This is a genomic window from Collimonas sp. GW821-FHT02H07, assembly GCF_059421505.1.
The window spans coordinates 80,936-96,862 of record NZ_JBWKVC010000004.1; the positions used below are offsets into that span (position 1 = coordinate 80,936).

A 15,927-nucleotide genomic window follows, 5' to 3' on the forward strand; every position below is an offset into this window, starting at 1 on the left:
GAGTCGATTGTGGGTGAAGATTTGTATTTCGTGGTGAAGAACAACGAGGACCAATATTCGGTATGGATGAAGGGGCGCAGCCTGTCCGCCGGCTGGGTGACTGTCGGCGAACCGGCCTCAAAGCAGCAATGCCTGGAGCGCGTCGAGCAGCTCTGGACGGACATTACGCCGCGCAGCGTGCGTGAGCACGTGAATCAGCTGCCGGCAAGCGGAGGCGACTATGCCGTACGATGAGATCCTGCAAATCGAAACCCTGGTCCGCCCAAGGGAGGAGGATTTCCAGAAGCATTTCATGGACCAGGAACGTCCGGTCAAAATCGCAGGGGCGCTCGGACACTGGCCGGCAATGCAGAAGTGGTCGCTCGATTATTTCCAGGAAAATTTTGGCGATGAAACCATTGGCGTCGAGTGCTTTGAGCCCGGACAGCGCGGGCCGGGCAACAACAGTCCGCAAGGCTACGTCAAGCATTTGCGCTTTCAAGAGATGAAGCTGGGCGAACTGATCCAGATCCTGCGCAACAAGCCTGAGCTGATGTACTACATGGCGTCGCATCCTTTCCGCAAGACCTTTCCGGGCTTGCGCAAGGATCTGCTGGTGCACCCTTATGTCAAGCGGCATATCGAGCACATTCCAGGGGCGCATATGGATTCGTATCTATGGATTGGTCCCAAGGGCAGCCATACGCCCATGCATATCGATCCGATGCCGAACTTCCTGACGCAGGTGATGGGGCGCAAGAAGGTGTACCTGTTTCCACCTGAGCAGGCGCGGAAGAATCTCTATATCGGCGAGTTCGAGCGCGTCAGCTACAGCCCGGTCGATCTGGAAAATCCCGATTTCGACAAGTACCCCAATTTTCGCTACTGCACGCCTTACGAGGCCATCATCGAACCCGGCGAGAGCCTGCATATCCCGCGCAACTGGGGGCACTGCGTGATATCGATGGATGTGTCCATTTCGGTCTCGACATTTTTCATCTCTTATCCGCAGCTGTTAAAGCTGGTCCCGGAATTCTTTGGCGAAGTTGTCAAGCGGGCCTACGAAGGATGGCGCTGGAAGAACATGGACAACGAGCGCGCCGGCCTGAATCCGCCCCCGCCTCCGCGCTCGGGGAAGGCTTCGTGATTCTGGCGTTCATGGCCGTCCTGGGCTTCTTTATTTGACGCAAGCCTCCTGCTGCGCCGGAGGATATTAGCGGGTATTTCTTTTGTACAGGGAGTCGATTGTGGACGAAGACTTGTATTTCGTGGTGAAGAACAACGAGGAGCAATATTCGGTCTGGATGCAGGGGCGCAGCTTGTCGGCCGGCTGGGTGATTGTCGGCGAACCGGCCTCAAAGCAGCAATGCCTGGAACGCGTCGAGCGGCTCTGGGCAGGCATGGCGCCGCGCAGCGCGCGTGAGTGCCTGAACCCGCAGGCGGCAAACGAGGACGACTATGCCGTACGATGAATTCCTGCAAATCGAAACCCTGGTCAGGCCCAGGGAGGAGGATTTCCAGAAGTATTTCATGGCGCGGGAGCGCCCGGTCAAGATTGCCGGGGCGCTTGGGCATTGGCCGGCAATGCAGAAATGGTCGCTTGACTATTTCCAGGAAAAATTTGGCGATGAAAGCGTTCGCGTCGAGTGCTTTGAAGCCGGGCAGCGCGGGCCGGGCAACAACAGCGCGCAAGGCTATTTGAAAAACCAGCGCATTCAAAAGCTCAAGCTCGGCGAATTGATCCAGATCCTGCGCGACCAGCCTGAGCTGATGTACTACATGGCTTCGCATCCCTTCCGCAAGAGCTTTCCGGGCTTGCGCGAGGACCTGCCGGCGCATCCTTATGCCAGGCGGCATATCCGGCGCATTCCCGGTGCGCAGATGGGCTCGTATCTGTGGATTGGTCCCAAGGGTACGCACTCGCCCATGCATATCGATCCGATGCCGAATTTCCTGACGCAGGTGATCGGACGCAAGAAGGTGTACCTGTTTCCGTCTGAACAGGTGAGAAAGAATTTGTATATCGGCCAGTTCGAGCGAGCGACTTATACCGTGGCCGATCTGTTCAGTCCGGTCGATATGGAAAATCCGGATTTCGACAAGTATCCCAATTTTCGCTACTGCACGCCTTACGAGGTCGTCATCGAACCGGGAGAGAGCTTGCATATCCCGCGCAACTGGGGGCATTGCGTGATATCGATGGATGTGTCGATTTCAGTTTCGACATTTTTCATCTCTTATCCGCAGCTGTTCAAGCTGGCTCCGGGGTTCTTTGGCGATGTCGTCAAACGGGCCTTCGCAGGGCGGCGCCGGAACGGCATGGACAACGAGCGCGCCGGCCTGAATCCGCCGCCGCGCTCAGGGAATGCTTCGTGATCGAGGCGTGTGCATTGAAAACCAAGGATGACTGGAATATGGCAAGGATGGAATTTTGAGCAACGCAGAAATGAAGGGCCTGGAGTCCGCGTCCGGAACGCATCGGCCAGGCAAGCTGATCGGCCTGGCCTATAACGAAAACCCGGAAGCGGTCGCCAGCGGCGTCAAGCAGGGCATCGGCTCCGCGGTGGAAAGCGTCAACCGCTATCCCTTCGCCACGGAAATACGGGTCATGCAGAAACTGGCCGGCCATTTCGGACATCCGCAAGAGAACCTGATGCTGGTGCGTGGAATCGACGAGTGTTTCGACCGCATCTGCGCCGAATTTTCGTCGATGCGCTTTGTCACGGCCTGGCCTGGATTCGATGGCTACCGCGGGCGGATCAAGGTCAACCGGCTGACGCATTTCGAGATCGGACTGGACGCGGACCTGGCGCTCAGGCAAGAGGACCTGGAGCAGGTAACGAAAAATGATTTCGTGGTCCTTGCCAATCCGTCGAATCCGACTGGCCTGGCGCTGAGGGCGGAGCAGCTCGACTTGCTGCAGCAGCGGGCTGGTAAGTTGCTGATCGATGAAACCTATGTTGACTACTCGTCTTTCCGCGACCGCGGCCTGGAGTACGGCAGCGACAGACTGATATTCCGTTCCTTCTCCAAATCCTATGGGCTGGCGGGGCTCAGGCTTGGGGTGGTGTTCGGCGAAGCAGCCATCATCGCTGCGATGAAACAGAGGCAATGGTTTTGCAATGTTGGCGTGCTTGATCTTCATGCACTGGAAGCCGCCATCGAAAACGATCATGTACGCGAGGCCCATATCCGGACCACGCTGCATGAACGGCGCCGGGTAGAGCTGGCATTGCGCGATCTTGGCTACCGGGTGGCGCCTTCGGAAGCGAATTTTGTCCTGCTCGGGCACGAGCAGGTAGAAGCTGCAGCGCACTTCCTGGCGCTGAGGGGCATCCTGGTAAAGGACGCCAGCCAGTTCGGCCTCGGCAAGCACATCAGAATCAGTATCGGCAGTGCGGCAGACAACAGCCGGCTGATCGCAGTGCTGGCCGAGTATTCCAACATTCATAAGGTGATTTAATGAACACTGCAACACTAGTTCGCAACATTGAGCGGGAAGAAGAACTGTCCGTCGACGAAATCCTCGATTCCAGCTGGTTCCAGTCGGAAGTATTCAAGACGCTCGATTACGTCAAGGGATTCGTCGGCGCCAAGGTGATATTCCAGATGCTGAAGCTCGGCGTGTTCGACGATCTGCTCGCAGCCAGGAGCCTCGAGGAAATCGCCGCCAAGCGCTCGCTGGACGTGTCTCTGCTGCGTACCGTATTCGAATACCTGGCCGTCGAAGGTTTGCTGCTCAAGGAAACGCACGGCGACAAGGTTTCGTTCCGCCTGTCGGATTACGGTTCGCGCATCAAGCATTACGAAGGATGGTTCAACATCCTGATCGGCGGCTATGACAACATCTTTTCCAACGTCGGCGCCATGCTGCAGGAAGGCATAGCCGGTTACAAGCGCGACGGCATGTGGGTCGGCACCGGCAGCTGCCAGATTTCCAGGTACGACACGATCCCGATGACCAAGGCCTTCATCCAGTCGGTCAAGCCGGACGCCAAGCATATCGTCGATTTCGGCTGCGGCAATGCGCTCTACCTGTGCGCGCTGGCGAAGGAGCTGGACGGCATCCGCGCGATCGGCATCGAGCCCGACAAAAACGCCTACGAGGCGGGCTTGCGGAAAGTGGCCGAGTTGGGCCTGCAGGGACAGGTCAGCCTGGTCAACGTCGATGCCCTCGATTACGAGATCACGGAAAAGCCGGATTTCATCCTGTTCGGCTTCGTACTGCAAGAGATCGTTTCCCAGATCGGCCGGCCCGCCTTTGTCGAGTACCTGTCCAAGCTGGGCAGGAAGTTCGCCGATAGCTATCTCATGGTGATGGAAGTGGACTACGACATAGACAACCGGGAGGTGATGCAGTCGCCGATGGGGCGCGGCTATTACAACCCGTATTTCCTGCTGCATCCGTTCACCAACCAGCTGTTGCTGCCGAAGAAGGAATGGGACCAGATTTTCGCTGAAGCCGGTTTCGACATCGTCCGCGACGAGGTAACCAGCCCGAAAGCGGATCCTTCGGGCTTCGGCATCTGCTACGTCCTCAAATATCGCGGCCTCGATAGCTGAGCAATCGAGCCGGGCCAAAACCTGACATCAGGATGATACTGTATTGGACTATCGCATGAATGAAAACAAGCACGAAAAGGTACTGCTCTGCATCGATAACGCAGCTGGATTCAAGGTACTTCAGTACCTGGCATACCGGCCTCAGGTGGATGTGGTTGCGGCTATCGTCCATCCGCGCCACAACGCGACGCAGCTCGATGAAATCGAAGCGCTGTGCGCGCTCAGGGGAATTCCGGTGATCGAGATCGCGGATGCGCGCAGCCGCTTCGATGAGCTGATCGCGCCGCTGGAGCCGGATTTCCTGGTGTCGATCTACTTCGACTACATCCTTGACGACCGCTTCATCAAGCTGCCAGGCAAGGACGCCATCAACCTGCACCCGGGATACCTGCCTTACAACAAGGGCTTCTATTACTACGCCTGGGCTGTGCTGGACGGCACGCCGGCCGGCGTCAGCATCCACAGGATCGCTTCCGAGGTCGACGCCGGGCCGGTCATCAGCCAGAAGCTGGTATTGATCGACGGTACGGATACCGGCGACATCATCTATGACAAGCATGTAGCCGCATCGGTCGAATTGTTCGAGCTGACCTGGCCCTGCCTGGAAGCGGGCAGCTACAAGGTTTTCAGGCAGCTGCATCGCGGCACCCGTAAAAAGATATCCGAAACCAACCAGGCGCTTGAAATCGACCCTTATGCAACCTACGTGGCGCGCGATCTCATCAACATGCTGCGGGTATTCAGTTTCTCCGGCAGCGGCGGTTGCACGATGCAGATCGACGGCAAGAAGTACCGCATCGGCGTCGAGTTTTCAGAAGCCATCGACAACATCAACCGAACCCTGGGCAAGCGCGACAACTACCTGGTCGGGTAGCGATCGCGGGTTCCCGCGGCGGATGACGTATCTACAAATCAAACAGGAGCTGACATGAAACCAAAACATATTCTGCTGGCCTATTCGGGCGGCTTGGACACTTCCACCGCACTGCATTTCCTGAAGCATCAGTTCAAGTGCCGGGTCACCGCTTATTGCGCCAACCTCGGACAAAAGGAAGACTGGGAGCGCCTGGCGCGGCGCGCCAAGATCGCCGGCGCCGACGAACTGGTGATTGAAGATCTGCGCGAGACCTTCATCAACGATTACATCTTTCCCGCGCTGAAGGCCAACGCAGCGTATGAGCGGGACTATCTGCTGGGCACGCCGCTGGCCCGGCCGGCGATCGCCAAAGGCTTGATCGAATATGCGCGCAAGCACGACGTCGATTACCTGTCGCATGGCTGCACGCAAAAGGGCAACGACCAGGTGCGTTTTGAGATGACCGCCAAAATCCTCGCGCCCGAACTGCCGACGATCGCGCCATGGCGCATCTGGTCGCTGAAATCACGCGAAGACATGTTTGCCTATTGCCAGCAGCACGAGATTCCGGTCGACAGCAGCATCGACAACCTGCTTAGCCACGATGAAAATCTGGTCCATATCACGACCGAGGGCGACTACCTGGAAAGCGTCGCCAACGAGTTCAAGTGGAGCGACGCCAACTGGATTACGCCGCCGACCGCGGCGCCGGATGCGGTAGAGACCGTCAGCGTAGGTTTCCGCAAGGGCGTGCCGGTTTCGCTGGACGGCGTCGAACTGGGGTCGGTCGACCTGGTGCAGCGTCTTAACAAGATCGGCGCCCGCAACGGCGTCGGCTTCCAGGATATCATCGAGAACCGCATCAACGGGCTCAAGGTGCGCGGCATCTTCGAAAATCCGGCGCTGGTGATCCTGCATACCTCCCATCGCAAGCTGGAAAAGATTACGCTTAGCCGCGATGTTGAACGCTTGCGCAACGTCTTGTCGGACGACTATGGCGATATCGTCTATCGCGGCCTGTGGTTCAGCGACGAGCGCCAATGCATCCAGGCCCTGGTCGACGCCACCCAGAAATATGTCAGCGGCGAGGTCCGGGTGCAGCTTTACAAAGGCTCGTGCACAGCGTCCGCCGTACAGTCAGGAAATACGCTGTACTCGCGCGATCTGGTCACCCTGCATGCAGGGCAGGCGATCAGCGGCGAGGACGCCACCGGCTTCCTGAACACCATCGGCATGCGGATCGGCATTGAAGCTGCCCGCAGCAGCCGCTCGGAAGAGGTTGCGGCATGAGCAAGGCGCTGGCTAATCCGTGGGCAGGCCGTTTCAGCGAAACGATGACTGCCGGCCTGGTGGCGTTCAATACCGGCCTGCCGCTCGAAGAGCGGCTGTTCGAATCCGATATCGACGGTACGCATGCCCATATTGAAATGCTGCGCTCGGTGGGCTTGCTGGAGAGCGCCGAGCATGCGGCGCTGGCAGGCGCGCTGGACGAGATCCGCCATGAGTGGCGCAGCGGAGACATCAAGCTGCAGGTGGAACTCGAAGACATTCACATGAACCTTGAGGCGCTGCTGGTCAGGAAAGTGGGCGAACTCGGCAAGAAGACGCACACCGCCCGCAGCCGCAACGACCAGCAGGCGACCGCCCAGCGCATCTTCTTCATGCGCTCCACGCGCGAGCTGGTCGACGCCATCGGCAAGTTCCAGCAAGCCTTGCTGGAGCATTGCCGGCAGCATCCGGACCTGCTGATGCCATCCTATACGCACTTGCAGCGGGCTGAATTCACCTACTATGCGCACTGGCTGGCAACCTACGTCGTGATGCTGGAGCGCGACCGCAGCCGCTTCCTCGATGCCTTGGCGCGCGCCGACCAAAGCCCGCTCGGCGCCTGCGCATCCACCGGAACCAGCTTGCCGATAGACCGCAAATATTCGGCCAGCCTGCTCGGCTTCAGGGAACCGACGCTGCACAGCATCGATTCCGTATCCGACCGCGATTATCTGGTGGAGTTTGGCGCGCACGCGGCAAATCTGATGATCCACCTGTCGCGGCTGTCGGAGGAAATCATTTCGTTCACCAGCCAGGAATTCGGTTTCCTTGCCTTGGGGGACGGCTACTGCACCGGCAGCTCGATCATGCCGCAGAAGAAAAACCCCGACGTGCCCGAGCTGGTGCGCGGCAAATCGGCATCGGTCATCGGCAATGCAATGACCCTGATGACCCTGCTCAAGGCGCTGCCGCTCGGGTACAACAAGGATCTGCAGGAAGACAAGACCGCATGGTTCGCCGCGCTCGACAACTGCATGTCGTCGCTCGGCATCCTGACAGAGCTGGTGCGTACCATGAAGCCGCTGCCGGAGCGGATGCGGCAGGCGCTCCAGGGCGGTCATATCATCGCCACGGAATACGCCAACTATCTTGTCCGCAAAGGCATGCCGTTCCGCGAGGCGCACCGGGTTGTCGGCGAACTGGTCAAGCTGGCCGACAGCCGGCAGGCCGACATCTCCAGCCTGCCGCATGCCGACTTTGCCGCCGCCAGCGCCCTGTTTTCCGAGGATATCCACACGATCACCGCGGAAGACATGGCGACCCGGAAGAATTCCTATGGCTCATGCGGCGGCCAGGCGCTCGGCGAGCTTCTGGCGCAATTGCAATCGCTGCTCGATGCGCATCAGGCGAGCCGATGGTCCGTCCACCCTTGAATATGTTGGAGCCTATGGTTTTACCATCACCACCGGGAATGAAAACGGCGGCGGGAATCTCGTATTGCTCGTTCGGCGAGCTGCTGCAAGGCGTGCTGCACGAGGACGATGCCGATTTTCTCGTAACCCTACCCATCCAGAAATATTCAGTCAGCTATTTCGTGCCGGACTTCGATAAAACCGAAATCCACACCATCCCGAGCGTCAAGACCAAGGCCGCGGCGCTGGCGCGGATCATCCTCAAGCACTACGGGCAAGGGATGGGCGGCACCTTTTATATCGATTGCGACATACCCAGCGGGAAGGGGCTCAGCAGTTCGTCCGCCGACCTGCTGGCGACGGCGCGCGCGGTTGAAACCTATATGGGCAAGGAGCTGCCGCTCAGCGACCTGTGCAGCTACATGAGCGATATAGAGCCAACCGACGGCGTCATGTATCCGGAATCGGTGGTCTACCTGCAGCGCAAGGGCAGGCTATGGTCGCGGCTTGGAAGGTTGTCGGACGTGCAGATCCTGTCGCTGGACGAAGGCGGCACGGTCGACACCCTCGAGTATCACCGAAGAGGGTTGGCGCACCAGCATAACCACGAGCATAGGGATGAATTCAACCGGCTGCTGGACCGGATCGTGGCGGCGTTCCGCAACTGGGACGTGGACGAAATCGGCCGGGTCTCGACCCGCAGCGCCTATATCAACCAGAAGATCAATCCGAAGAAGCATCTCGAAGTCGTGCACGAGGCATGCCGTGCGACCAATGGCATCGGGCTGGTGACGTCGCATAGCGGGACCTGCATCGGGATCCTGTACGACATCCGCCGGCCTGATCATCAGCTCAACCTCAGCAATGCGACTGGCATGCTGTCGAAATATGGGAATGTCAATGTATATGACACTGTCAAGTAGCGGCCTCGGCCAGCCTCGCGGGATGCCGGCATGACTATCTCGGATTCCGGCGTGAAGAGGGACGACCTCAGGGTCATCAGTGCGGCAGCGGGCTCCCTGGTCCGCCGCAACGAGCTGATCTACGTGGTTTACCGGATGCTGACGCTGTCGGCGATCGACCGGGCGATCTTCGTTATCTTCTTGTTGCATAAGGGCTTCAATGCTTACCAGATCGGCATCCTGCAAGGGACCTTCTTCCTGGCCAACATCCTGACGGAAGTCCCCGCCGGCTTGTTTGGCGATGTGTTCGGCAGGAAGTGGTCGGTCTGGCTCGGTCTGCTGGCCTATTGCGCCTTCGGAGTGGGCATGATGGTCAGCGACGGCTTCTTGCCCTTCCTCTGCTTGTATGCCCTGCTTGGCCTTGCGCTTGCCCTTGTATATGGATCGGATACTGCGCTGCTCTATGACAGCCTGGTGGTCGAAGGCCGCACCGGCGACTTCAACCGCATACAGCTCAAGGCCAACGCCCTGGGCCTGATCTCCGGCGCCTTTGCGGTGCTGGCCGGCGGCCTGCTGCAGGCGGTGTCGTGGGAAGCGGTATATGCCGGCTACTTCGTCATCTATGCCACGGCCCTGGCGGCATGGTCGTTTGCCATCGAGCCGCCGGTCAAGGAAAGCGCCAAAGGCGACCAGAAGAAGGAAGTGACAGGCGAGCTACTGGCGTTCATCCGGAAAAACTGGCGCGCCCTGGGATTGCCGATTCTTGGCTTCGTCGTGTTTGCCGCCTGCACGACGCCGTTTTTTACCTTCAGCCAGGCCCTGTTCAAGGAAAACGGCTTTAGCGTGCAGCGCATTACCTGGTTTTTCTGCGCTGCCCAGCTGCTGATCGGCTTGTCGTACCTGGTGCTGCAACGGAGCATGTCTTTCCTCGGCTTCTATCCGGTCGTGCTGGCGAGCACCTTGCTGACGGCGGTCATGCTTGCGCTGATGTTCTTCAATGTCGCAGCCATCGATTTCGCCGGCTTTTTCCTGATGATGGTCATCAGTCCTATCGCCAGCGTGGTCGCCAACAACTATTTCAACGGCCGCTTGCCGAGCAGGGTCCGCGCATCCTTCTTGTCGCTGATCGGATTCGCAATGTCGCTGAGCGTCACGGTGATGTATTTCCTCTACAGCTACCTGGCCCAGTACCTGGCGATTTATCAGGTGATGGCGTCGACAGCCCTGATCGCCGCATGTGCATTCTTGATTTTCATCATGGCCAGACGGGCCGAGGGAAAGGAAACAGAAGCATGCTGAAACAGCTCTTCAGTCGTGAAATGCCATTCGAACGCTTGAGCGCAGGCGAGCTGCAGCACCTGGATGGCGCCTTCAGGAAAATGGTCGCGCAAATGCCGTCGATCTGCTATTGGGTGCACCGGCTCGATGCCGAGCGCTTGCTGATCACCGATTTTTTCCACTTGTCGATGCTGCGTTATCGCGGCCTGGAGGTGGTCCTGCTGGAAAACGGTTCGATCTCCTACTACCGGCTGCCCGGCGCCAAAATCGGCGGCACCGGGCATGTCCCGGCCGGCGACTACCGGGTCCGCATCGTGTCTCCGGCCGGCGCCGGCTTTCTGCTCGATATCCGCAAGAATCATCTGGGCCGGCTCGAAGTGCAATCCCTGGCTCCGGCGGCGGCAGAGACCGCGCCGGCGACGCATGTCGAGCTGCCGCTGCATGTGCTGGAGACGACCAAGTTCGCGGACGAGCTGAAGAGCGCGATCGCCAGCGGCGTCGAATGGACCTACCGCAGCTATCGGCGCGCCATTGCATTGCAGCAGGCAGACATGGCGGACGAGCTGCGCCTGGCTCCATGGCTGCAGACGGCGCAGGACATCAGTCCGGAAGCCGATACCTACCTGTGGATGCTCAATCAACCCATTGCGCGAAATGAATCATGACTTCGATTTTTGACGAACCTTCAGCTCGGATTTACGACAGCTTCTCCAGCGCGATGGACCATCCCGACCTGATCCAGTTGCGGCCGGGTCTGGTGGCGGCCGCGTTTCGCCTGATGAAGCTGGTGCCGGCCAAATACATTGTCGAGAAGGCGATGGCGGAAGGGCAGCTGGATCCTGGCATGCCGGTGCTGGAAACTTCCAGCGGAACCTTTGCGATGGGACTCGGCATTGTCTGCGCCGAGAAGCGCATCCCGTTTCATATTGTCAGCGACGCCGCCATCGACGAGCGCCTGCAGGCGCGCCTGCAGCAGCTTGGCGGCCGGGTGCAGATTGTCGGATCGAATGCCGCCGGATCGAATGTCCAGGTGCTGCGGCTGGAAGCGTTGCAGGAACAGCTGCGCAACAATCCCGGCGGCTTCTGGCCACGGCAGTACGATAACCTGGACAACCAGCGCGCCTACCGGGGGTTCGCCGCGCAGCTGATCCGTAGCCTGGGCAAGGATGTCGTGTTGGTCGGCACGGTCGGTTCGGGGGCATCCACCTGCGGCACCATCAAGGCGCTGCGGGAGACCGATGCATCGATCAAGCTGGTCGGCGTCGATACCTTCGGCAGCGTGCTGTTCGGGCTGCCGGTCGGGCCGCGCAAGCTGCGCGGACTCGGCAATTCGATCTATCCGAACAATCTCGACCATAGCTGTTTTGACCAGGTGCATTGGGTCTCTCCGGCCGAGGCCTATGCCAGCACCCGGCGCCTGCACGCGCAATACGGTTTGTACTGCGGACCGACTTCCGGGGCGGCGTTCATGGTCGCCGAGTGGCTGCGCGAGCAAGGCAAGACCGTGGTGTTTATCGCCCCGGACGAAGGCCACCGCTACGCCGACTCGGTCTACGACGATGCCTGGATGCGCGCCGGCGGCTATGCCGATACGGCCCTCGCAGCGGCGCCGGACAGAGCGTTCAGCCCGCAAACGGCGACCGCTCCCTGGGCTTACCTGGATTGGGAACGCGGCAGCTACCAGCAAGTAACGGGGCGGCCGCGGCCGCCAGGCAGCGCGCTGGAGCAGGTCCGCGACAGCAAGGCGTCCGCCGTCGCATGATGACGGCAAGCTTGACCCGCGGGCAATTTTCTTTCAGACGGAGAGCAGTCCCGTGAAGACCTTTGTATTTATCGAAAGCAACACCACCGGCACCGGTCGCATCTGTTTGCAGAAGGCCTTGCTGCGCGGTTTTGAAGTGCTGTTCTTGAGCAGCCGGCCGCAACTCTACGGTTTTCTGCAGGAAGAAATGATAGTCCCGGTGGTCGCCGATACCTCCGATCCGCAACAGATCCTCGCCGTGCTGGCGCAGTACCCGGATATCGCCGCCGTCTTTTCCACTTCGGAATACTACATCGGGATCGCAGCCGAAGTGGCCAGCCGCCTTGGACTGCCGGCTTCGGATCCTGCCGCCATCGGGACCTGCCGCGACAAGGCATTGCTGTACCGCTGCCTGCGCGACGCCGGCATCGGCGCCGCCGACACCGTGGAGGTGGATGGCAGCGGGAAATTGCGCCAGCTTGCGCATGACTTGAGTTATCCGCGGGTATTGAAGCCGGCAATGGGTTCCGGCAGCGTCGGCGTACGGCTGGTGCATAGCGCGGCTGAACTGCTGGTGCACGGCGAGCAGATATTGCAGGCGCGCAGCAACGAGCGCGGCCTGGCGCAGTCGCCCAGGCTGCTGGTGCAGTCGTATGTCGAAGGCCCCGAATTTTCGGTCGAGGTGGTCGGCCTGGGGAGCGTGCTCGGCTTCCGGGTCTTGGGGGTGACCGGCAAGCATCTCGGGCCGCTGCCGTTCTTCGTGGAGAAGGGGCACGATTTTCCAGCTCCGATCGCACCCTCCCTGCGCAACGCCATCGTCGCCGAGACGCTGCGTGCGCTGGAGGCGGTCGGCCATCGCTTCGGACCGGCCCATGTCGAATGCCGGGTCAGCGACGGCAAGGTAATCGTCATCGAGATCAACCCGCGCCTTGCCGGCGGCATGATCCCGCAGGCGATAGAGCGCGCAAGCGGGATCGACGTGCTGGGCGCAATGGTCGATTTGTACGCTGGCGGCACGCCTGACTGGCGGCCGCAGCGCCACGATTTTGCCGCAATCCGTTTCGTGCTGCCGGACCGGAAGGGAGTGCTGCTGGCCCAGGCGCTCCAGCCCACGCAAGATTTTCCAGCGGTATCCATGGCGTTTTTCGCGTTGAAGGCGAATGGCCAGAGGATCGATCTCGACGGCGACTACCGTGACCGCATCGGCCTGGTCATCGCCGGCGCTCCTGAGCGCGATCAGCTTGAGCTCGCACTGCAGGCGCTGGATGGATTGCTGACGGTTGTCATCGGCGATGATGCCGCCGGCGATCCTGACGGCGGCACCGGGCGCATCCGCCGCACGCTGCATCCGGAAGCGCTGGCGATCGTGCGCAAGCCGCCCGGCCGCGCTGCGCGGCTCGCCGAGTTGGATGCCTTCGTTGCGATCGACGAGGCGCACCTGCTGATGCTGGTGGATGAGGGCATCTGCGATGCAGCCAGCGCTGCCGCGGTGTTGCGCGAGCTCGTGCAGCAGCGCGCCGAAGGATTCAGCGCGATTGCCGAAGCCGTGGCGCCGCGCGGCACGTATGCGCTGTACGAACAAATGATCATCAATCGCCTGGGAGTTGAAATCGGCGGCATGGTTCATACCGCCCGGTCGCGCAATGACATCAACGCATGCGTCGCCAAGCTGCAGGTGCGCGCCTGGTTCGAAGCCTGCAGCGGCAAGTTATGGCGCCTCAGGGCGACGCTGCTGGACAAGGCGCAGCAGACGCTGGACTGGCCGTTGCCGGTATACAGCCAATATCAGGCGGCGCAGCCGGGCAGTTTCGGCTATTACCTGTGGTCGCTTGAGAGCGCGTTGCAACGCGACCAGTCGGCGCTTGGCCGCATCGACGATGGCTTGTCGGTTTGCCCGCTGGGAGCGGGAGCCGGGGCCGGCACGGATTTCCCGATCCGGCCCGAGACCAGCGCCGCGCTGCTCGGCTTCAGGCGCAGTTTCGACAGCGCGCTGGATGCGGTCGCCAGCCGCGACCTGGTGCTGCAGTTGCTGTCGGCCCTGGCCATCGCCGCCACTACGCTGAGCCGCCTGGCGCATGACCTGCAGCTGTGGACCATGCGTGAGACTGCGTTCCTCGAATTGCCCGACGAGTTGAGCGGCAGTTCATCGCTGATGCCACAAAAAAAGAATCCCTATCTGCTGGAAATAGCAAAGGGCAAGCTGGCCCAGGTGGCCGGCGCGCTCAATACCGCCATCTTTGCATCGCAGCGGACGCCGTTCAGCAATTCGGTGGAAGTCGGCACGGAGGCGGTTTCCCATTGCGCCGGTGCGGTGCTGGCTTTCGAGGAAAGCTGCGACCTGCTGCGCCTGATGGTTGCGGGGATCGCGGGCGATGCGATGAAAATGCGGGCGGCGGCGGAACAGGGTCTGGTGGCGGCGACCCAGGTCGCCAATCAGCTGGTGCGGGAGCAGAAAATCAGTTTCCATGAATCGCACCACAGGATCGGCGCGCTGATTGCAGAGGCTATCGATGCGCAGCGCGACCCGGCCGCCGCCCTGCGCGACCTGACCCGGCAACCGTGTGCGGAAATCGAGCAGGCCAGCGCCAGCCTCAAGTACGGCGGCGGCCCAGGTACGGTGGAGGCCGGATTGCACCGTTCGCGCACGCGCCTGCGACAGGACGCGCAGCAATACCGGCAGCTGTTGGCTGAGTGGCGGGAGGCGGCGACGGCCAGGCGTGCACGGGTGGCGGTGCTCATATCGGCATGCGAGGATTGATGCAGCGGCTGTCCGCGGCAAATCAAGATCATTCAAGAACAGCGGCCCGCGCTGCGGGCGCATGAACAATAAGCCGGCAGAAGCGCGCCGGATAAAAAAAAGTGGAGCAAGGCAATGATAGATTTTCTCAGTGATACCGTGACCCTGCCGACAGCCGAGATGCGGCAAGCGATGTTCAGCGCGGATGTCGGCGACGATTGCTATGGCGAAGATCCTACCGTGCGCGAACTGGAAGCGGTTTCGGCGGCGCGGACGGGCAAACAGGCCGCGGCATTCGTGACCAGCGGGACGCTTGCCAACCTGACTGCGCTGCTGGCCCAATGCCCGCGCGGACATGAGGTGCTTCTGGGCGACCGCTCGGACCTCTATAATTATGAAGCCGGCGGCGTTTCAGTCGCCGGCGGCGTGCTGCTGCATCCGGTTGCGACGGCTGAAGACGGGACTCTGCCGCTCGAACTGCTGCGTGCAGCGATTCGCGACAAATCCGATTATCAGTGCGCTCCCGCTGCCGTGATCGCCCTGGAAAATCCCCATTGCCTGAGCGGCGGCCGCGTGCTGGGGCTCAAATACCTGAGCAGCGTCAGGGCGCTGGCCGACGAGCACGGTCTTAAGATACACATGGATGGCGCCCGCATTTTCAATGCGCAGGCCAGCCTCGGCGTGCCGGTGGCAAGAATCGCCGAACACGCCGATTCGCTCCAGTTCTGCCTGTCGAAAAGCCTGGGTGCCCCGTATGGTTCGATGGTGTGCGGCAGCGCCGCGCTGATCGATAGCGTCAAGCGCTACCGGAAGATGCTGGGCGGCGGATTGCGGCAGGGCGGCATCATGGCCGCCGCCGGCCTGGTAGCCTTGAACTCGATGGTGGAACGTCTTGCCGAGGATCACCGGCGCGCAGCGTGGCTGGCACAAGAAATCCGCGGACTGCCGGGCGTGCAGCTGCGCTCCGAAAAAATCCAGACGAACATGGTTTTCTTCGACGTCGGCGGCCAGGGCAACCAGGCATTCCTCCAGGCACTGCAGGAACGCGGCATCCGCATGGGCACACTGGGCGACGGCGTCATCCGCGCCGTGCTGCACTACATGATCGACGATCAGGCGGTTCGCGACACCGTGGCGGCGATGGCCGCCATCCTGTGTCCCGCAACGCAGACTTCAACTTTTTGAATTGG

The 15,927-nt window shown here is 60.7% G+C and carries 15 protein-coding genes; all 15 read left to right on the forward strand.

Features of this window, described 5'->3' with window-relative positions; all coding sequences use genetic code 11:
* Positions 1–9: 9 nt before the first annotated feature.
* On the forward strand, positions 10–234 hold the full coding sequence (locus AC07V8_RS08330) for an MbtH family protein (RefSeq protein WP_494678250.1): 225 nt from the start codon (positions 10–12) through the stop codon (positions 232–234).
* A complete protein-coding gene (locus AC07V8_RS08335) occupies positions 221–1,126 on the forward strand; it encodes a cupin-like domain-containing protein (protein WP_211472074.1) in 906 nt (301 codons plus the stop codon). Before AC07V8_RS08330 ends, AC07V8_RS08335 begins: the two co-directional genes overlap by 14 nt.
* Positions 1,127–1,226: 100 nt before the next feature.
* Positions 1,227–1,451 carry an MbtH family NRPS accessory protein gene (locus AC07V8_RS08340; RefSeq protein ID WP_494678249.1) on the forward strand — a complete coding sequence of 75 codons (225 nt, stop codon included), beginning with the start codon at positions 1,227–1,229 and terminating at the stop codon, positions 1,449–1,451.
* Positions 1,438–2,355, forward strand: a complete 918-nt coding sequence (locus AC07V8_RS08345; protein WP_211472070.1) for a cupin-like domain-containing protein — start codon at positions 1,438–1,440, stop codon at positions 2,353–2,355. The genes AC07V8_RS08340 and AC07V8_RS08345 overlap by 14 nt, the downstream gene beginning before the upstream one ends.
* Positions 2,356–2,425: 70 nt before the next feature.
* On the forward strand, positions 2,426–3,442 hold the full coding sequence (locus AC07V8_RS08350) for a pyridoxal phosphate-dependent aminotransferase (RefSeq protein ID WP_494678265.1): 1,017 nt from the start codon (positions 2,426–2,428) through the stop codon (positions 3,440–3,442).
* Positions 3,442–4,542, forward strand: coding sequence for a methyltransferase family protein (locus tag AC07V8_RS08355; protein WP_494678248.1), 1,101 nt, complete (start codon positions 3,442–3,444; stop codon positions 4,540–4,542). The genes AC07V8_RS08350 and AC07V8_RS08355 overlap by 1 nt, the downstream gene beginning before the upstream one ends.
* A 55-nt stretch (positions 4,543–4,597) precedes the next feature.
* Positions 4,598–5,416: a formyl transferase gene (locus tag AC07V8_RS08360; protein WP_494678247.1), complete on the forward strand. Its 819-nt coding sequence runs from the start codon at positions 4,598–4,600 to the stop codon at positions 5,414–5,416.
* Between the two features lie 54 nt (positions 5,417–5,470).
* Positions 5,471–6,688 carry an argininosuccinate synthase gene (locus AC07V8_RS08365; protein WP_494678246.1) on the forward strand — a complete coding sequence of 406 codons (1,218 nt, stop codon included), beginning with the start codon at positions 5,471–5,473 and terminating at the stop codon, positions 6,686–6,688.
* Positions 6,685–8,100 (forward strand): argininosuccinate lyase, encoded by a 1,416-nt coding sequence (argH, locus tag AC07V8_RS08370; RefSeq protein ID WP_494678245.1) that lies wholly within the window; start codon positions 6,685–6,687, stop codon positions 8,098–8,100. Before AC07V8_RS08365 ends, argH begins: the two co-directional genes overlap by 4 nt.
* Before the next feature lie 2 nt (positions 8,101–8,102).
* Positions 8,103–9,002 carry a GHMP family kinase ATP-binding protein gene (locus tag AC07V8_RS08375; RefSeq protein ID WP_494678264.1) on the forward strand — a complete coding sequence of 300 codons (900 nt, stop codon included), beginning with the start codon at positions 8,103–8,105 and terminating at the stop codon, positions 9,000–9,002.
* A gap of 30 nt (positions 9,003–9,032) precedes the next feature.
* Entirely contained in the window at positions 9,033–10,280 is a 1,248-nt protein-coding gene (locus tag AC07V8_RS08380) for an MFS transporter (protein WP_494678244.1), read from the forward strand.
* Entirely contained in the window at positions 10,274–10,924 is a 651-nt protein-coding gene (locus AC07V8_RS08385; RefSeq protein WP_494678243.1) for a hypothetical protein, read from the forward strand. The genes AC07V8_RS08380 and AC07V8_RS08385 overlap by 7 nt, the downstream gene beginning before the upstream one ends.
* On the forward strand, positions 10,921–12,021 hold the full coding sequence (locus tag AC07V8_RS08390) for a pyridoxal-phosphate dependent enzyme (RefSeq protein ID WP_494678242.1): 1,101 nt from the start codon (positions 10,921–10,923) through the stop codon (positions 12,019–12,021). Before AC07V8_RS08385 ends, AC07V8_RS08390 begins: the two co-directional genes overlap by 4 nt.
* A 52-nt stretch (positions 12,022–12,073) precedes the next feature.
* Positions 12,074–14,758 (forward strand): lyase family protein, encoded by a 2,685-nt coding sequence (locus tag AC07V8_RS08395; RefSeq protein ID WP_494678241.1) that lies wholly within the window; start codon positions 12,074–12,076, stop codon positions 14,756–14,758.
* 114 nt (positions 14,759–14,872) lie between these two features.
* Entirely contained in the window at positions 14,873–15,922 is a 1,050-nt protein-coding gene (gene ltaE / locus AC07V8_RS08400) for a low-specificity L-threonine aldolase (protein WP_494678240.1), read from the forward strand.
* Positions 15,923–15,927: the final 5 nt, after the last annotated feature.